The sequence below is a fragment of the Stenotrophomonas sp. YJH_SMC_17 genome (genome assembly GCF_059371655.1).
In genome coordinates this window covers 205,307-223,651 of the sequence record NZ_JCAFUU010000005.1, presented here as the reverse complement: position 1 = coordinate 223,651, position 18,345 = coordinate 205,307, and the positions used below count along the sequence as shown (strand labels likewise).

The 18,345-nt window shown below is 66.4% G+C and carries 15 protein-coding genes; 5 read left to right on the top strand and 10 right to left on the bottom strand.

Translation table 11 applies throughout. From position 1 onward, the window contains the following. The first annotated feature begins 108 nt into the window (after positions 1 to 108). Together AC5P8Z_RS15405 and AC5P8Z_RS15400 are read left to right on the top strand one after the other, a co-directional pair. Positions 109 to 1,104 carry an aldo/keto reductase gene (locus AC5P8Z_RS15405; protein ID WP_295566403.1) on the top strand — a complete coding sequence of 332 codons (996 nt, stop codon included), beginning with the start codon at positions 109 to 111 and terminating at the stop codon, positions 1,102 to 1,104. A gap of 175 nt (positions 1,105 to 1,279) precedes the next feature. Then, complete coding sequence (locus tag AC5P8Z_RS15400) at positions 1,280 to 2,707, top strand: amino acid permease (protein WP_286070440.1); 1,428 nt, start codon at positions 1,280 to 1,282, stop codon at positions 2,705 to 2,707. A gap of 48 nt (positions 2,708 to 2,755) precedes the next feature. Here AC5P8Z_RS15400 and AC5P8Z_RS15395 read toward each other — a convergent pair whose 3' ends face one another. The 4 genes from AC5P8Z_RS15395 to AC5P8Z_RS15380 form a co-directional block, all read right to left on the bottom strand. Next, positions 2,756 to 3,997, bottom strand: a complete 1,242-nt coding sequence (locus tag AC5P8Z_RS15395) for a dipeptidase (protein WP_286070441.1) — start codon at positions 3,995 to 3,997, stop codon at positions 2,756 to 2,758. Between the two features lie 105 nt (positions 3,998 to 4,102). Then, the gene (locus AC5P8Z_RS15390; protein WP_285318739.1) at positions 4,103 to 4,372 is read right to left on the bottom strand and encodes an antibiotic biosynthesis monooxygenase; all 270 of its coding nucleotides are present in this window, start codon (positions 4,370 to 4,372) and stop codon (positions 4,103 to 4,105) included. Positions 4,373 to 4,464: 92 nt separating this feature from the next. Then, positions 4,465 to 5,145, bottom strand: coding sequence for a helix-turn-helix transcriptional regulator (locus AC5P8Z_RS15385; RefSeq protein ID WP_285318740.1), 681 nt, complete (start codon positions 5,143 to 5,145; stop codon positions 4,465 to 4,467). A 96-nt stretch (positions 5,146 to 5,241) separates the two neighbouring features. Further along, the gene (locus AC5P8Z_RS15380) at positions 5,242 to 6,411 is read right to left on the bottom strand and encodes a class I SAM-dependent rRNA methyltransferase (protein ID WP_010487449.1); all 1,170 of its coding nucleotides are present in this window, start codon (positions 6,409 to 6,411) and stop codon (positions 5,242 to 5,244) included. Positions 6,412 to 6,730: 319 nt separating this feature from the next. Between AC5P8Z_RS15380 and AC5P8Z_RS15375 the strand changes: the two genes are divergently transcribed. Continuing rightward, positions 6,731 to 7,693 (top strand): TerC family protein, encoded by a 963-nt coding sequence (locus tag AC5P8Z_RS15375; RefSeq protein WP_286070442.1) that lies wholly within the window; start codon positions 6,731 to 6,733, stop codon positions 7,691 to 7,693. A gap of 106 nt (positions 7,694 to 7,799) precedes the next feature. Then, positions 7,800 to 8,570 (top strand): rhomboid family intramembrane serine protease, encoded by a 771-nt coding sequence (locus tag AC5P8Z_RS15370; RefSeq protein WP_286070443.1) that lies wholly within the window; start codon positions 7,800 to 7,802, stop codon positions 8,568 to 8,570. 141 nt (positions 8,571 to 8,711) lie between these two features. Here AC5P8Z_RS15370 and AC5P8Z_RS15365 read toward each other — a convergent pair whose 3' ends face one another. The 6 genes from AC5P8Z_RS15365 to rpmH all read right to left on the bottom strand — a co-directional run bounded on the left by AC5P8Z_RS15365 (position 8,712) and on the right by rpmH (position 16,510). Continuing rightward, complete coding sequence (locus AC5P8Z_RS15365) at positions 8,712 to 9,827, bottom strand: glycerophosphodiester phosphodiesterase (RefSeq protein ID WP_286070444.1); 1,116 nt, start codon at positions 9,825 to 9,827, stop codon at positions 8,712 to 8,714. A gap of 137 nt (positions 9,828 to 9,964) precedes the next feature. Beyond that, the gene (gene mnmE / locus AC5P8Z_RS15360) at positions 9,965 to 11,314 is read right to left on the bottom strand and encodes a tRNA uridine-5-carboxymethylaminomethyl(34) synthesis GTPase MnmE (protein WP_295566423.1); all 1,350 of its coding nucleotides are present in this window, start codon (positions 11,312 to 11,314) and stop codon (positions 9,965 to 9,967) included. Between the two features lie 3 nt (positions 11,315 to 11,317). Further along, positions 11,318 to 13,990 (bottom strand): polysaccharide deacetylase family protein, encoded by a 2,673-nt coding sequence (locus AC5P8Z_RS15355; protein WP_495229437.1) that lies wholly within the window; start codon positions 13,988 to 13,990, stop codon positions 11,318 to 11,320. 164 nt (positions 13,991 to 14,154) lie between these two features. Next, positions 14,155 to 15,870 carry a membrane protein insertase YidC gene (gene yidC, locus AC5P8Z_RS15350; RefSeq protein WP_286070447.1) on the bottom strand — a complete coding sequence of 572 codons (1,716 nt, stop codon included), beginning with the start codon at positions 15,868 to 15,870 and terminating at the stop codon, positions 14,155 to 14,157. Then, on the bottom strand, positions 15,870 to 16,364 hold the full coding sequence (rnpA, locus tag AC5P8Z_RS15345) for a ribonuclease P protein component (protein ID WP_125429104.1): 495 nt from the start codon (positions 16,362 to 16,364) through the stop codon (positions 15,870 to 15,872). Before rnpA ends, yidC begins: the two co-directional genes overlap by 1 nt. Positions 16,365 to 16,369: 5 nt before the next feature. Then, entirely contained in the window at positions 16,370 to 16,510 is a 141-nt protein-coding gene (gene rpmH / locus AC5P8Z_RS15340; RefSeq protein ID WP_005411729.1) for a 50S ribosomal protein L34, read from the bottom strand. Between the two features lie 255 nt (positions 16,511 to 16,765). Here rpmH and dnaA point away from each other — a divergent pair, with 255 nt between their 5' ends. Beyond that, the gene (gene dnaA / locus AC5P8Z_RS15335; RefSeq protein WP_057503118.1) at positions 16,766 to 18,097 is read left to right on the top strand and encodes a chromosomal replication initiator protein DnaA; all 1,332 of its coding nucleotides are present in this window, start codon (positions 16,766 to 16,768) and stop codon (positions 18,095 to 18,097) included. The last annotated feature ends 248 nt before the right edge of the window (positions 18,098 to 18,345 follow it).

Below are 18,345 nucleotides of genomic sequence, written 5' to 3'. Positions count from 1 at the left end.
TCAAGGTAAGTCCGGTGGAACGCAGTTTATCCACATGATGGCGTGGAGGATCCTGTGCCCCTCGCCACTGCCCATCCCGGCATGGCGCCTTCCCCCAAGGAGATCCACATGAAGACCCGTACTCTCGGCCCCGCCGGCCCCACCGTGTCCGCCCTCGGCCTGGGCTGCATGGGCATGAGCGCCTACTACGGCGGCCGCGGCAGTGACGATGACGGCATCGCCGTCATCCGGCACGCGCTGGACCGTGGCGTGACCCTGCTCGACACCGCCGATGTGTATGGCCCGCACACCAACGAAGTGCTGGTCGGCCGCGCGATTGCCGGCCGCCGCAACCAGGTGTTCCTGGCCAGCAAGTTCGGTATCGGCCTGGACCCGGCCGACCCGAAGGCGCGGCAGGTCAACGGCCACCCGGACTATGTGCAGGCCGCCTGCGAGGCCAGCCTGCGCCGCCTGGGCGTGGACCACATCGACCTGTACTACCAGCACCGCGTCGACCCGACCGTGCCGATCGAAGACACCGTGGGTGCGATGGCACGCCTGGTGGAACAGGGCAAGGTGCGCTGGCTGGGCCTGTCGGAAGCCTCCGCGGCCACCCTCCGCCGGGCGCACGCGGTGCACCCGATCACCGCCGTGCAGAGCGAGTACTCGTTGTGGTCGCGCGAGCCGGAACAGAACGGTGTGCTGGCCACCACGGCGGAACTGGGCATCGGCTTCGTGCCGTATTCGCCGCTGGGCCGTGGCTTCCTGACCGGCGCCATCCGCAGCCCGGATGACTTCGACGCCGACGACTACCGGCGTACCTCGCCCCGCTTCGAAGGCGAGAACTTCCAGCGCAACCTGGCACTGGCGGGTACCGTGCAGGCGCTGGCCGCCGAGCGCGGCATCGCCGCCTCGCAGCTGGCGCTGGCCTGGGTGCTGTCGCGCGGCGAGCACATCGTACCGATCCCGGGCACGACGCGGCGGGCACGCTTGGACGAGAACCTCGGTGCGTTGCAGGTGGAACTGGATGCGGCCACGCTGGACGCACTGGATGCCGCCTTCCCGCTGCATGCCGCCGCGGGTGAACGCTATTCGGTCAGTGGCATGGCCAACATCGAGTCATAGCAGCGGCCGGGACCAACGCACATGGGTGGCTGCCGCCGGATTGTGCCGATTCCGGCAGCCTGGCCGGGGCGCAGCGCGCGCCCCGCCATGCATGACCCCCGTCAGTGGCAATGCTGCGCTGCGTTCGGTCACACTCGGGAACTTGTCGTTCTCAGTCACCCCTTCCGAGGCCTGCATGTCCCTGTTCCGGCGCAAGTCCCTAGATTCCGTCACCGTCCACGAAGCCGGCAGGCGCCTTATACCGACGCTCAGCTGGCCGCACCTGATCGCGCTGGGCATCGGCGCCATCGTCGGTACCGGCATCTACACGCTGATCGGCGTCGGTGCCAACCTGGCCGGCCCGGCCGTGCTGATCTCCTTCGCCATCGCCGGTGCGGTCTGCGCCTGTGCGGCGCTCTCCTACGCCGAGCTGTCGACGATGATGCCGGCCGCCGGCAGTGCCTACACCTACAGCTACAGCGCGCTGGGCGAAGTGTTCGCCTGGGTGGTGGGCTGGAGCCTGATCCTGGAGTACTCGCTGGTGGTGAGTACGGTGGCGGTCGGCTGGTCCGGCTACTTCGTCGGCTTCCTCGAATGGGTGCACACCCAGTTCGGCTGGAACGTGCACCTGCCGGCCTGGCTTGCGGCCGGCCCGCACGTGGAAGGCGGCATGATCAACCTGCCCGCGATCATCATCACCTGGCTGGTGGCCGGCATGCTGATGGCCGGCACCAAGGAAAGCGCCACGCTCAACGCCATCCTGGTGGTGTTCAAGCTGATCGCACTGGCCATCTTCGTGGCCGTGGCCCTGCCCGCCTTCGACAGCGCCAACCTGCAGCCGTTCATGCCATACGGGTTCGCCAAATCGATGGGCCCTGACGGCGTCGAGCACGGCGTGATGGCAGCAGCGGCGATCATCTTCTTCGCCTTCTACGGCTTCGATGCGATCTCCACGGCCGCCGAGGAAACCAAGAACCCGGGCCGCGACCTGTCGATCGGCATCATCGGCTCGATGATCGGCTGCACCATCGTCTACGTGCTGGTGGCGCTGGCCGCCGTGGGTGCGATGAGCTACGCGGTGTTCGGACACAGCGCCGAGCCGCTCGCCCTGATCATGCGCCAGCTGGGCCATCCGACCGCGGCGATGGTGATCGGCGTGATCGCGATCATCGCGTTGCCGACCGTACTGCTGGCCTTCCTGTACGGCCAGAGCCGCATCTTCTTCGTGATGAGCCGCGATGGCCTGCTGCCGCGTGGCCTGTCCAAGGTCAACGCCCGCACCGGCACACCGGTGGCGACCACGCTGTTCACCGCGGTGGTGGTGTCGGCGCTGGCCGGCGTGGCGCGCCTGGACGAGATCGCGGCACTGGCCAACGCCGGCACCCTGGCCGCGTTCACCGCGGTGGGCATCTGCCTGGTGGTGCTGCGCCTGCGCGAACCCGACCGTGCGCGTACCTTCCGCACGCCGCTGGCCTTTGTGGTCGGCCCGCTGGCCGCGCTGGGCTGCATCTACCTGTTCATCAGCCTGCCGCACACCACCCAGCTGTACTTCCTGGTGTGGAACGTGGTCGGCCTGGTGCTGTACTTCCTGTACAGCCGCCGCAATGCATTGATCGCCAAATAACCGGTTCACCGGTAGTGCCGGCCGTTGGCCGGCCCTACCGCAGGGTGGTCAACCGCCCTGCTTTGCCGCGTACTCCTGCGCCTGGCGCATCACCCGCAGCAGGTTGCCGCCCCAGATGCCGGCAATCTGCTGCTCGGTATAGCCCTTGCGCAGCAGCCACGCGGTGATCTTCGGCAGCTGGCTGACATCGGGCAGATCGCTCAGGCCACCGCCGCCATCCCAGTCCAGGCCGATGCCCACGTGCTCGGGGCCGACCACCTTGAGGATGTGCTCGAAGTGGGCGAAGAAGTCGTCCAGGCTGGCATGGCGCACCGGGTGCTCGTGGTCCAGCGCCTGTTCGGCTTTCAGCAGAGCCACACCCTGCTCGATGCCCATGCCTTCCCAGCCGCCCAGCTGCTTGCTGAGCGCTTCTTCGGCCTGCTTGCGCTCGGGCGTCTTCGCCGTATCGATCAGGTAGCCGCCATAGGCGTTCACCTGGATCACGCCACCGGCCTTGGCCAGCTTGCGCAGGCGCGCATCGTCGAGATTCCGCGGGTGGTCATAGACCGCCTTGGCCGAGCTGTGCGAGAGCACGAACGGCACCGGCATCATCGCCAGCAGGTCATCGAACACCGCGTCCGAGGCATGTGACTGGTCGATCACGATGCCCAGCTTCACCGCCTGCCGCACCAGCTCCTTGCCGGCCGGGCTCAGGCCCTTCCATTCCGCGCCCTTGGGGTCGGTGGCCGAATCGGCGAACTCGTTGTTGGCGAAATGCACGGTGCTGAGCAGGCGCAGGCCGGCGCGGTGGTAGAACGACAGCAGGCTCGGGTCTTCCACCAGCGGGCTGGCATTTTCCATGCTGATGTAGACCACGCGCTTGCCGGCGGCCTTGATCCGCGCCGCGTCATCGGCAGTCAGCGCCAGTGCGAAGCGCTCGGGATTGGCGGCCAGCATTTCGCGGATTTCCATCAGGCGCTGCAGGCCGTGGTCGCGTTCGGCCATGTGCGCAGCGGCGCTGCGGTCCCCCTGGTCGGTGTAGATCGCCCAGAAACCACCGTCCAGCGCACCTTCGACCATGCGTGGGTAGTCCACCTGCGAAAGGGCGTTGCGGTCGTGGCGCTGTTCGATGTCGAATCCGGTGCGGCCGAAATTGGCCGGCGTATCCAGATGGCTGTCGAGGGTGACCAGGCGTTGCTGCAGGGCCTTGGCCCGCGCCAGCTCCTGCGCGCTGAACTCGATGGCGTGGGCGGACAGCGGCGCACTCAGCGCCAGGGCAAGCACGACGGACAGCTGACGCAACGATGGCATGGGGCTTTCACCGGCATTGGGAAGAGCCCGACCATAGCGCTGCGCCCGGCCTTTTTGTAGGGCCGGGCATGAGCCCGGCACTGACAGACGGGTGCCAGGCGTCGATCAACCCGGCAGGAAGTGCTGCATCAGCTGCAGCTCATCAATGGCGGCCATGTACGGTGCAAAGCGCGCATCACCACCGGCGAACGCCTGTGCCGCCGCCTGCGCGCTGGCCAGGTCCTTCCAGTGGGCGATGTCGACGAAGCGGTCGTCGCCGTCCATCGGCGAGAACGGCTGGTAGTCGATCAGACCGGGAAACTGCGCGATGGCCGCGCGCAGCCGCTCACGCAGCATCGGCATGTCGGCACGGGCGTGCGGTTTGACGGTGAACACGGCCAGTTCGAGGACGGAAGAAGCAGGGTGCATGGAGATGCCCGTTGTGGGAGGAGCGCGCAGTCTGCGCAGCCCCTGCTGCCAGCGGGGTGTCAGTGGCCGCGCAGCGCCCAGGCCCGCTGTTGGTAGCGCAGATAGGCTTCCAGACCGACCTGCGCCGGCAGGTCCAGCCCCTCTGCTTCGGCGAGGGCTTCGATCTGGTCCAGGCGGAAATCGCGGTAGTCCTGGCGCAGCGCGCACCAGCTGCCCAGTGTCCAGTGCTGGCCCCAGTGGAACAGGCCAAGCGGGTGCACGGTCCGCTCGCTCGATGCGCCCTGCAACGTGCGATATCGCAGCTGCACACTGCGGCCGTCGGCGATGGCCGTATGCAGTGGCTGCCAGCACGGCAGCGACACGGGTATGGCGCGCAGCGCGCGGGCAGTGCGTGGGCTGGTCGCACGCGTGGGCATGGCCGCCTGCAGTTTGTGCAGCAGCGAACGCGCCGCAGGTTGCAGGTGGCCCGCGCCACTGCAGGCCAGCATCTCCACGGCCAGCTGCAGTGCCTCGGCTTCTGCCGCATCCAGGCTCAGGGGCGGCAGTTCGAAACCGGGATCAAGGCGATAGCCGATGCCGGCCTCGCCATAGAGCGGGATGCCGGCCACGGACAGATCATCGACGTAGCGGTAGATGCTGCGCACCGACAGGCCCAGTTCCGCCGCCAGCACGGCGGCGGTCACCGGCTGGCGCACACGGATCAGGTTGACCAGCTGGAACAGGCGGTCGGCTTTGCGCATGGGCGGTCTTGGTTGTGTAGAGCCGAGCCCATGCTCGGCTGCCAGGCCGATCAGCCGAGCGTGGGCTCGGCTCTACAGAGATCGGCGGTCACGCGGTCAATCCACCACGCGGCAGAACACGGCCTTCAGGTAACGCGATTCCTGCACGTGGGCCATGAACGGATGGTCCGGACCGGCGCCGGCCACCTTCAGGATCTGGATCGTGCGGCCGGAGAAATAGGCCGCGCGGCGCAGCATGTCGAGGAACTGGTCCTCGGCCACCAGGCCGGTGCAGGAGAACGTAGCGAACAGGCCACCCGGCTTGACCACGCCCAGCGCCAGCTTGTTCATGTCCAGGTACTTCTTCAGCGCGGTGATCACCTGGTCGCGGTCGCGGGTCATCTTCGCTGGGTCCAGGATCACCACGTCGTACTGCTCGCCGCGGTTGGCGGCATCGCGCAGCCACGGGAAGATGTCGGACTGGACGAACTTCGGGCGCACGTTGTTCAGGCGCGAATTGCCCTTGGCGATCTGGATGACGTCTTCATCGATGTCGATGCCAACCACTTCCGAGGCACCGCGCGCCGCCGCGTACACGGCGAAACCGCCGGTGTTGCAGCACAGGTCCAGCACGCTTTTGCCTTCCACCTGCTGGCTCAGCCATTCGCGGTTCTCGCGCTGGTCGGCGAAGAAGCCGGTCTTGTGCGCACCGGCCGGGTCGGCGCGGAACTTGATGCCGTACTCGGTGATCACCGACGCTTCGGTGGTGGTGTTGCCATGGAAGTCGAAGCTTTCCTGCTTCTGCACGTGCTCGTCGGCGAAGCTGTGGAAGCGGCAACCCGGGAACTGCTCGCGCAGCGCGTCGTAGATCCACTCGCGGTGGCGGAACATGCCGGCGGCGAAGAACTCGACCACCACCAGGTCGCCGTAGCGGTCGACCACCAGGCCGGACAGGCCGTCGCCTTCGCTGTGCACCACGCGCCAGGCATCGGAGACCGCATCGAGCTTGAGCACCTCACGGCGCAGCGACACCGCCTGGGCGATCTTGCGCGAGAACCAGCCGGCATCGACCGGCACGTTCTGATCGGTTTCGAGGATGCGCACGGCGATGCGCGAGTGCCCGTTGTAGAACCCGCGGCCAATGAACTCACCATCGATGCCGACGACGTCGACGATGGAACCGGGCTTGGGCCGGACGGTCGGCTTCTCGACCAGTTTCTGGAAGATCCACGGGTGGCTGGAACGCCACGCATTCTTGAGGCGGACAATCGGAAGGGGGGTATTCATCCACCTATTGTAAACCGGCCGCCGGGGTCGGATCCCCGCAGGGGCTCTGACTCCATTGGGGTTCCGGCCCCGCCCGGGCCCCATTTGACGGCAGCCCGCCCAGACGGCAGAATCGGCGCCAGAAGGGGAGTAGCTCCCAGACGTTGTCGCCGTCATTTCGAGCCCGCAGGCTCCGGTGCAACGGCAGTTCCAGCCGACTGGGACTGCGAGCGAGACCTTCGCCGTACTGGCGAAGCTCTGTCCCTGGATCCCCTTCCGATCCTCCGTTGCAGATCCTCGCCGTCCGGCCTGGCATTCATCTTTCCAACGGACATTCCCAATGCAGACGATCGGTAACGTGTGGTTGTGGGGCGGCTTCGCAGCGGTGGTGGTCATCGCCCTGCTGGTCGACCTCGTGTTGATGCGCCATGGTGGACCGCACAAGGTCACCTTCAAGGAGGCGCTGTGGTGGTCCATCGGCTGGGTCGCGCTGGCCCTGCTGTTCAATGCCGGCCTCTGGTACTACCTGAATGAGACCGCCGGTCAGGTCGTGGCCAACAAGGTCGGCCTCGAATTCCTGACCGGCTACCTGGTCGAGAAGGCGTTGGCGGTCGACAACATCTTCGTCTTCCTCATGATCATGAGCTACTTCGCGGTGCCGGAGGAGCAGCGCCAGAAGGTGCTCATCATCGGCATCCTGGGCGCGATCGTGCTGCGTACGATCATGATCTTCGCCGGCAGCGTGCTGATCAGCCAGTTCCATTGGCTGCTTTACGTGTTCGGCGCCTTCCTGCTGTTCACCGGCTGGAAGATGTGGTTCGCCGCCGGCCAGGAGCCGGATCTGGAAACCAACCCGGCGTTGCGCTGGATGCGCAAGCACCTGCGCCTGCTGCCGGACTACGCCGGCAACGCCCTGAGCGTGAAGCGCGACGGCGTGCGCTGGTTCACCCCGCTGTTCGCGGTGCTGATCCTGATCGCAGTCACCGACGTGATCTTCGCCGTGGACAGCATCCCGGCGATCTTCGCGATCACCACTGACCCGTTCATCGTGCTCACCTCCAACGTGTTCGCGGTGCTGGGCCTGCGCGCGATGTTCTTCCTGCTGGCCGGCATGGCCGACCGCTTCCACCTGCTGCCGTACGGTCTGGCCCTGGTGCTGGGCTTCATCGGCATCAAGATGATGATCATCGACCTGTTCAAGATCCCGACCCCGGTGTCGCTGGGCGTGGTCGCGGTGATCATCGCCGCCACCGTGGTGCTGAGCCTGATGTACCCGCCGAAGGAAGGCGAAGGCCAGGCCTGAGCCTGACCCGTTGAACGGCACGGCCGGTGGGATTGTCCCGCCGGCCGTTTCCACTCTCCCGCTGCGGTGGCCTTGGTTTCGTGCCAGTCACCGCCATTGCTGAGGTATGGACAACAACGCGCCCCTGCCCGCCGGCGACATGCCGGCCCCCCGCAATGACCGCTCGCGCATCCTGCGGGCGTTCAATGTCAGCCTGGCCGCGGTGCTGGTGCTGGTGGCCGTGTTCGCCCTGCAGGGCACCTTCGACTGGCGGCCGTGGGCCGTGGCGCCATTGGAAGCGAAGGGCCTGCTCGGCCTGGTCGGTGGCCCGATGCTGCATGCCTCGGTCGAGCATATCGCCGCCAACAGCATCGCCATCCTGATCCTGGGCACCCTGGCCGGCAGCGTGTATCCGAAAGCCACCGTACGCGCGCTGCCCCTGCTGTGGCTGGGTTCGGGCCTGGGCGCGTGGATGCTGGGCAACCCCGGCAGCGTGCACCTGGGCGCCAGTGGCGTGACCCATGGCCTGATGTTCCTGCTGGCCAGCCTGGGCCTGCTGCGCCGCGACCGCGCGGCGATCGCTACCGGCCTGATCGGCATGCTGTTCTACGGCGGTATGCTGATGACCGTCCTGCCGCATGCCGACGGCGTGTCCTGGCAGTCGCACATGGGCGGCGCCTTCGCCGGAATCATCGCCGCGCTGCTGTTCCGCAACGCCGATCCACTGCCGCCACGCCAGCGCTACAGCTGGGAAGACGAAGAGGACGAGGTCGAGCCGCTGGCCGACGACGAGCTGGAGCCGCCGGCACCGCATCGCGTACCGGTGCTGTGGCAGCCGCGCGAGGGGCAGGACTACGTGGTGATCCCGTTCCGCCGCCCGGACGACCCGCGCGGTTGATCGGAGACGGGGTCGGATCCCCCGAAGGGGCTCTCACCCCATCCGGCGTCTTCATGGCCCGGTGGTGGCCGACCTTGGTCGGCACGGTTGTCGCGTGCCAACCAAGGTTGGCACCTACCAGGGCACGCGGACCCGCGCGGGTCAGTCCGCCGCGTTACGCGCCGCGCCCATTCCATCCACCGCCTGCCGACCGAGCGCCGGATCATCGGTGAAGAACGCATCGATGCCGGTCGCCAGGTAGGCGCGCATTTCGGCGATCGAGCCTTCGGCGTTGCGCGCGTTGTCGGCACCCTTGCGCAGGTTGCTGGCCTGGAAATGGTTCTCCGGTCGGAAGGTGTACGGAATCACCATCAGCCCCACTGCGTGCGCATCGCGCACCAGCGTGGTTGGCGTGCCCAGTGCGCCCTTGTCATCCAGCGGAATGATCGAGCGCAGCTCCGGGCCGATGCTGTCGGCATAGGTGGCGATGTCCTTCAGCCCGGCCGGGGTCATCATCTGCGCGTAGGTCAGCTTTCCACCAGCCTTGGCGATGTCGGCCGGCTGGGTATCGCCCTTCCACAACAGCTGCAGCAGGCGGATGTTGCTGCCACGCGGGATCTTGCCGCGCAGGTAACGCAGGTTGGCGGTCTCGAACGACTGGATGGTGACCGGACCGACGTTGGTATACGCGTTGCCGCGCAGTGCGGCCAGCAGCTTGTCTTCCATCGGCAGGCCAATCGACTGGAAGTAGGTCGGGTGCTTGATCTCCGGTACCAGGCCGATGCCACGGTTGGCGCGGCCGGCCTGCTGCACCAGGAAGGCCAGGATCTCGTCCAGGCTGGCGATCCGGAACTGGCCGTCGTAGGCGGTGCTGCGCAGCTCCGGCAGGCGCTCGCGTGCGTACAGGGTCTTCAGCTCGGCCAGGGTGAAGTCTTCGGTGAACCAGCCGTCGACCTTCTGCCCGTCGATGACCTTGCTGGTGCGGCGGCTGGCGAATTCCGGATGCGCGGCCACGTCGGTGGTGCCGCTGATCTCGTTCTCGTGGCGGGCCACCATCACCCCGTCCCTGGTCATCACCAGGTCCGGCTCGATGTAGTCGGCGCCGTCGGCGATGGCCTGGGCGTAGGCCGCCAGCGTGTGCTCCGGCAACAGCGCGCTTGCGCCGCGGTGGCCGTAGACCGACACCTTGGGTGCGGCCGGGGTGGAGGATTCAGCACTCATGGCCACCGATGGTGCCACGGCCAGCGACAACAGCAACGCACAACCCCACGACTTCACTGCGACTTCCCCAAGCGGTATGTGATGGGTGTCAGTATGCGGCGGCAATGTGACAGGTGGGGGAAGCCTGCACCTGTAGAGCCGAGCCTATGCTCGGCTGACGGGTAGAACAGCCGAGCATGGGCTCGGCTCTACAGTTACTTCCCGATGCAGAAACTGGAGAAGATCCTTCCCAGCAGGTCATCGGCGCTCATCTGCCCAGTGATCTCGCCCAATGCATCATGGGCAAGCCGCAGCTCCTCGGCGGCCAGTTCCAGATGCTCATGGGCCAGCTCGCCATCGGCGCGCTGTGCGTGTTCCTGCGCGCGTTCGATCGCATCCACATGCCGCGTTCGTGCGGAAAACTCGCCGTCCACCTGCTCGCCCGCCCCGGCCGAGGCAATCACGCGCAGGCGTGCGTGCAGGTCTTCCAGGCCGGCGCCGGTGGCGGCCGAAACGAACACGCGGTCCGGATCATCCAGCGCCGGCAACGCCGCCAGCAGGTCCGACTTGTTGTGGATGTAGACCTTGTGCGGCACCGCCGCCACGGCATCCCCCAGCGCGGCTTCACCGGCTGCAGGATCACGCGCATCCAGCACGATCAGGGCCAGGTCGGTGCGCTCGATTTCCACATGGGCGCGGCGCATGCCTTCACGTTCGATGGCGTCGCCGCCGTCGCGCAGGCCGGCGGTGTCGACCAAGGTCAGCTCCAGTCCATCCAGGCGGATGGTCTCGCGCAGGGTGTCGCGGGTGGTGCCTGCGATGTCGGTGACGATGGCGCGTTCGCTGCCGGCCAGTGCGTTCAGCAGCGAGCTCTTGCCGGCATTCGGCGGACCGATCAACACGGCATGCAGGCCATCGCGCAGGCGGCGGCCACGTTCAGCGTCGCGGCGCAGCAGGGCCAGGTCGCTGCGCGCCTGTTCCAGGCCACGCCGTACCTGCGCGCCGCCGAGGGTATCCAGCGGTTCGTCGGCGAAGTCGATGGCCGCTTCCACATGGATGCGCAGCAGCACCAGCTGCTCGACCACGGCGTCGATGCGACGCGAGAACACGCCATCCAGCGAGCGACGTGCCGCGCGCGCGGCGCGGTTGTCGCCCGCAGCGATCAGATCGGCGATGGCCTCGGCCTGGGCCAGGTCGAGCTTGCCGTTGAGGAACGCGCGCTCACTGAACTCACCCGGCCGCGCCTGGCGCGCACCGAGCGCGATGCAGCGCGCGACCAGTTGCTGCAGCAGCACCGGGCTGCCATGGCCCTGCAGTTCCACCACCTCTTCGCCGGTGAAGCTGTTCGGTGCCGGGAACCACAGCACGATGCCATCGTCGATGACCTCGCCATCGGCGTCGCGCAGGCGTGCGTAGTGCGCGTGGCGCGGGCGCAGCGTGGGCGCACCCAATTCATTGGCGATGGCGGCCGCACGCGGGCCGGACAGGCGCAGCAGGCCGACACCGCCCGCGCCGGGGGCACTGGCGATGGCCACGATGGTATCGGTGCGGATTGCATCATTCATGGCTCAGAGTTTCTCCAGCTGCGCCCGTGCCTGCGCGGCACCACTGCCCTGCGGCTGCAGCGCCAGATAGGTGGTGTAGGCCTGCTTCGCCTTGGCCTTGTCGCCGGCGTTGAAGTAGGCATCGCCCAGGTTGAGATAGGCCACGGCGCGCGAGGGGTCGATCTTCAGCGTGTTCTCCAGCCAGCGCGCGGCTTCGGCGAAACGCTGCTGGCGGTAATAGACGAAGCCGAGGTTGTTGGCGGCCTGGGCGAAGTCCGGGCGCAGCTTCAGTGCCTCGGTGAACTGCGCAGCCGCCTCGTCGTACTGTTTCTCGCGATACAACTGCAGGCCGCGGTCATTGGCCTGCTGTGCGCGCTGGCGGTCGGAGGCCGGACCGGCGGTGGGCACCACCAGCTTGGCCTTGCCGCCCTGCAGATCGGCCACGGTCACCGGCGCCTGGGCACCCTTGGCTTCGCTGGCGGCATCCACCTTGTTGTTCAGCGCGATCGCATCGGCAGTCAGCTGGCGCGTATCGGCGTTGAGGAATTCCTGGCTGTCGGGCACCTGGAACACGAACTCGCCGCCCTGCGAACCCGGCAGGCTGCCGAAGGCCGGGGTCTGGTGCGAAACGGCTGAGACGGCCGGCGCCACGTAAGCGGCCAGTTCGGTACCGGTGATCAGGCCATCGCCGTTGAGATCGCCCTTGCCGGCCAGCGCCTGCAGCAGCACCCAGGTGAACACCGAGTGGCCGTTCGGGCCGGCGTCGGCCACCTGCTGGTCGGCGCCGCCGGCGGTCAGCATCTGCCGTGCGCTGCGACGTGCGTTCTCGCGCAGGAACGAGGACGACGACGGGCCACCACGGGTCAGGCCGAGGCCGCTGTAGCAGGCATCCATCACGAACATCACGTGCTTGGCCTGCATGCTCTCGGCAATGTTCTGGATGTCGGTCATCGCGATGGCGTCGGTGGCGAACTCCTTCGGGTCCGAATCCACCGGAATGATGTAGCCCAGGTCGCGTCCGGAGGCGAGCTGGCGGGTGGCGCCATGGCCAGCGAAGAACACGAACACGCGGTCGTTCTTTCCGGTGCGGTCATCGGCCAGGCGGTCGTGGAAGGCGGCCAGAATATTGTTGCGTGTGGCCTGCTCGTTCTTCAGCACGATCACCTGCGAAGACGGGAAGCCGAACTGCCCGGTCAGGGTATCGGCCACCGCCTGCGCATCGTGGCTGGCGTATTCCAGCTTTGGCCACCTGGCGTAATTGTCGATGCCGACCACGATCGCCCACGACTTCTCGTAGCCGGTGGTGACGGTGGCGGCGCTGGAGTCACCCTTGCGCGCGCGGGCGACGGTGAAGTCGCGGCCGTTCCAGCCTGCGAACTGGTAGCCATCGGCAATCAGCCGGTCGAGGATCTGCGGCAGCGCCTTCACCGCACGGTCGTGGATGTCGTGGAACAGGATGATGCCGCGCTGTTCCTTGTTCACCTGGTCGAGCACGCGCTGCACGATCGATTCCGGCACCGGGTCGGCCCAGTCCATCGAATCGATGTTCCACATGATCGACTTCAGCCCGGCTTCGTTGAGCAGCTGCAGGCCTTCGGCGTTGCGCGCGCCATAGGGGAAGCGGAACAGCGGCGCGCGCTTGCTGTCGACATCCTTCAGCAACGTGTCGGTGTCCAGCACCTGCTGGCGCAGCGCATCACCGGTGGTGCGCGAGAGCTGGGCGTGGGTCAGGCTGTGGTTGCCCACCGCATAGCCCTCTTCCATCAGGCTGCGGCTGATCTTCGCCATCGGTCCAAGGGCAACCTTGCCGTCGGCTTCGACCTTGCCCAGGTTGCGTCCCACTTCGAAGAACACGCCCGGCACGTCGTAGCGCTTGAGGATGGCCACCACTTCATCGGTATAGGCCTTGTGCGGGCCGTCATCGAAGGTCAGCACCACGGTCTTCGGCGGCAGGTCGCGGCCGAAGATCTCGCGGTCGCTGTCCTTCATCGACATGGGGTACGGCTCGATCACCCCGTAGTCGCGCAGGATCGCGTCGCGGCGGTAGTCCTTGTGCAGGTGGGCGATGTAGTCGTCCCACTTCTCACGCTTCAGCTCGATGGCACGGGTGCGCTCGAAGCGGCTGAAGATGCGGGTCAGTTCCTGGTTGTAGTTGCGCTCGATCTCATCGAGCGCGTCCAGGTCCTCGCCGATGCGCTGGTGCAGCTTCACTGCCGGCAGCGACGAGTCGGTGCCGACGCGCTCGTGCAGATCGCGCAGCACTTCGCGGAAGGCGAGGCGATCGGCGTCGAACAGTTCCGGCGCCGACTCGATGTAGTCCAGCACAGTGCCGAGGGTGGCGAAGCGCTGCGGACTGGAGCCGCGCAACAGCGTGTCGAACTGCGCGGCGATCGCCGTGCGCTGCTCCAGGCCATCGTGGAACAGCTGCTGGCCCACACGCGTAGAGGTGCCGCGGTCGGCAGCCGACTGCTGGTCCTCGTCAGCCAGCAGCACGATGATCCGGCGGTAGCCGTCGAGCTGCTTCTGCAACGCAGCCAGCAACGGTGCGGCGGCCGGATCGGCCGCCGCCGCCGCCTGCGCGCTCGGCTGGGTGACGCTGGTCGCCGGTGCCTTCGCGTCCTTGTCACCACAGCCGGCAACGACCAGGGTGAGCAGCAGCGAAGGCAGGAACAGGCGGAACGACGACGCACGCGGCATGGCGGACTCGGTAATGGGAGGAACAGTGTGCGGGGAATTCTAACGCCGCATGCGAAAAGCCCGCCTTGCGGCGGGCTTTCGCGTCGTTTGGGCCGGTAGTAGGGTCGACTGTTGGTCGACTGCTCTACTGCCAGTCGACTGACAGTCGACTCTACAGGTCGGGATTACTTCTTCTTGACCGGGGCCGGCGCGGTGGTGGCCGGGACCGGCTCGCCGCCATGGCGCTTGGTCATCCACCACTGCTGCAGCAGGCCCAGGCCGCCGTTGACCACCCAGTACAGGACCAGGCCGGACGGCATGAAGGCCATCATGACGCCGAACACCAGCGGCATGAACTGCATCATCTTCTGCTGCATCGGGTCCATGCCCGGTGCCGGGGTCAGCTTCTGGGTGAACCACATCACCGCCACGTTGATCACCGGCAGGATGAAGTACGGGTCGCGTGCGGTCAGGTCCTGGATCCAGCCGAACCAGGGCGCCTGGCGCAGTTCGACCGATTCCACCAGCACCCAGTACAGGGCGAAGAAGATCGGCATCTGGATGAGGATCGGCAGGCAGCCGCCCATCGGATTGATCTTTTCCTTCTTGTACAGCTCCATCATCGCGGTCTGGAACTTCTGGCGGTCATCGCCGTAGCGTTCCTTCAGCTGCGCGATGCGCGGCTGGAAGCGACGCATCTTGGCACCGCTCTTGTACTGCGTGGCGGACAGCGGATACAGCACCAGCTTCAGCAGCACCACCAGGCCCACGATCGCCCAGCCCCAGTTGCCGACCAGCTTGTGCACCTGGTTCAGCACCCAGAACAGACCCTGGCCGATCACCGCCATCATCGAGAAGCGGCTGTAGTCGACCACGCGGTCCAGGCCCGGCACGTCTTCCTTGGCGATCTGGTTCACCAGCTTCGGGCCCACCCACAGGCGGGCCTCGGTGCTGGTGGACTGGCCCGGGGCCACGGTGAAGGCCGGGCCACGCGCTTCGATCAGGTCACGACCGGCCACCTGCGACAGCACGTAGTGGGCGGTCTGGTCCTTCTGCGGAATCCAGGCGGTGAAGAAGTGGTGCTGCAGCATCGCCAGCCAGCCGCCGGTGATGTTCTGGTTCAGCGTGCCGTCTTCCAGGTAGTCCTTGAACGCACGACGCTGGTACTTCTTGTCGTTGTCGTACCAGGTGGCGCCGTTGAAGCTGAACGAATCCGGATTGGTCATGCTCCGCGACAGGATGGTCGGGGTGCGGTCCAGGGTGCGGTAGACGTAGCCGTTCCACGGCGCGGCGCCGGTGTTGCTGACTTCGTCCTTGAAGCGCACGGCGTACTCGTTGCGCGAGACGGTCAGGGTGCGCTTGATGGTCACACCGTTGTCGGCGGTCCACACGAACGGGATCTGCAGCTCGTTCTGGCCCTTGGCCAGCACGAAGTCCCTGGTGTCACCGACCAGCTTGAAGCCGTCGGCGCCGGGGACCGGGGTGTTCTTGTCTTCGCTGGCCCAGCCACTGATCGCGCTGTACGGATGCGCGGGGTCTTCGGTCAGCAGGCGGACCGGCGGGCTGCCTTCGTCCTTGGTCTGCGGGAACTGCAGCAGCTCGGCGTCGAGCACGCGGCCGCCGTCCAGCACCAGGCGCAGCACGTCGGTGGTGACGGTCACGCGCTGGCTGGCCGGGGTGGCGCTGGCCTGGGCCTGCGCAGCGGCCTGGCCCGGGGCACCCGGCACCTGCGCGCTGGGGATGGCGCCCGGGGTCGCGCCCGGAACACTCTGTGCGGCGGCCGGGGCCGACGTGGTCGTCGGTGCCGGGGTCGGAGCAGCCTTTTCACGGCTCCACTCCATCCACAGCAGCACGGCCACCATCAGCCAGGCAAAAATGAGGAATACGCGGGTCTGGTTCATCAGCGGACAGGCTCGGCGGGGCCGGGACGCGATGCCGGCTCGGTCAAAGAAGGAGTTGCGATGCCATCAGGCGGCGGCATTGTGCCGTCCACGCCCGGCGCGGGCAATGCACGCAGGCGACGCAGCAGGCGCAGGAAGGCCTGGCGGATCTCGTCGTTGCTGGCGGAACGCGCAGCACTACGAGCCACGACGACGAAGTCGCCTGGCTGGATGTCGGTACGTGTCTGACGCAGGATGTCGCGCAGGACGCGCTTGATCCGGTTACGCCCGACGGCGTTCGGATCAACCTTGCGGGAAACCGCCAGACCCAGCCTGGCCGGCCGGTCAGCCGGCAGCCAGTGCAGGGTCATCAGCGGATCGGACACACGGCGGGCGCCGTTGAAGACCGTTGAGTATTCGGCACGCGTGCGAACCCGCGCAGAGCGAGGGAATCGCTTGCGCGGGTCTGCAGTATTCACTGTCGAAGGGATTGCGTCTGCCGCGATGTGCGGCATGGCAATCAGGCGCTCAGGACTTTGCGGCCCTTGGCGCGGCGACGCGACAGGATCTTGCGGCCGTCAGCGGTCTTCATACGGGCACGGAAGCCGTGGTCGCGCTTACGCTTGAGGTTGCTGGGCTGGTAGGTGCGCTTCGTGGCCATTGGGGGCCTCTCGTATGAATGGGACGGAAAGAACCGGAAATTCTAGAGAGGTACCCCGCCCCAAGTCAACCCCTGGCAGCTACGCGAATTCACCGGGCTGTGCAATAGCTGTGGATGTTTTTGTGAATAAGTAGGGGACAAGCATTCCGAAGGCGGGCGCTCGGTGGTAGTCTGAGCCATCCATTTCCCCCCTTTCAGGCCTGTGTTCGGGCGCCTTGTCGCGTCCATGCCCCGGCCACCGGACGATTATTGCTGATGGATGCTTGGTCCCGTAGTCTCGAGCGCCTCGAAGCGGAGTTCCCGCCGGAAGACGTTCATACCTGGTTGAAGCCGCTGCAGGCCGATCTGCGCGTGGACAGCCTGGTGCTGTATGCACCGAATGCCTTCATCGTCGACCAGGTCCGCGAGCTGTACCTGGCCCGGATCCGCGAACTGCTGGCGCATTTCGCCGGCTTCAGCGACGTTTTTCTTGAAATCGGCTCGCGCCCGCGCCCTGTGGAGGCGCAGAACGCGCCGGTTTCCACGTCATCGGCGCATGTTTCCAGCGAACCGCAGGTGCCGTTTGCCGGCAACCTGGACAATCACTACACCTTCGCCAACTTCGTTGAAGGCCGCAGCAATCAGCTGGGCCTGGCCGCCGCCTTCCAGGCAGCGCAGAAACCGGGCGACCGCGCGCACAATCCGCTGCTGCTGTACGGAGGCACCGGCCTGGGCAAGACCCACCTGATGTTCGCTGCCGGCAACGCCATGCGCCAGGCCAATCCGGGCGCGAAGGTGCTGTACCTGCGTTCTGAACAGTTCTTCAGCGCGATGATCCGGGCCCTGCAGGAAAAGACCATGGATCAGTTCAAGCGCCAGTTCCAGCAGGTCGACGCGCTGCTGATCGATGACATCCAGTTCTTCGCCGGCAAGGACCGCACCCAGGAAGAGTTCTTCCACACCTTCAACGCATTGTTCGATGGCAAGCAGCAGATCATCCTGACCTGTGACCGCTATCCGCGCGAAGTGGAAGGCCTGGAAGCGCGCCTGAAGTCGCGGCTTGCCTGGGGCCTGTCGGTCGCGATCGAACCGCCGGACTTCGAGACGCGCGCAGCGATCGTGCTGGCCAAGGCACGCGAGCGCGGCGCGGAGATTCCCGATGATGTTGCGTTCCTGATCGCCAAGAAGATGCGCTCCAACGTGCGCGACCTCGAGGGCGCGCTCAATACCCTGACCGCCCGTGCCAATTTCACCGGCCGCGCGATCACCACCGAATTCGCTCAGGAAACCCTGCGCGACCTGCTGCGCGCCCAGCAGCAGGCGATCAGCATTCCCAACATCCAGAAAACCGTGGCCGACTACTACGGGCTGCAGATCAAGGATCTGCTGTCCAAGCGTCGGACCCGCTCGCTGGCACGTCCGCGCCAGGTCGCCATGGCCCTGACCAAGGAACTGACCGAGCACAGCCTGCCCGAGATCGGCGATGCCTTTGCCGGTCGTGATCACACCACGGTGCTGCATGCCTGCCGCCAGATCCGCACCCTGATGGAAACCGACGGCAAGCTCCGCGAGGACTGGGACAAGCTGATCCGGAAGCTGAGCGAATGATGCACGGATGCCGATGAGGCGTCATCGCACAAAACGGTGCAGAATCCGGTAGCAAGCGCGGGACACGTTGTGGATAAAAATGGCGTTTGAAATCGCGCCGAATTTATCCACAGCTTTCCCCACCCCCTGGGGGTCGGTAATACAGAGGGTTTCGAGCTCTGAAATTCTTTTATTTACAAAGACTTAGCGTTGTTTTCCAGCGATTCTGTCTCTACCAGCACCACCAAGCTTTTGATTTATTCCACATT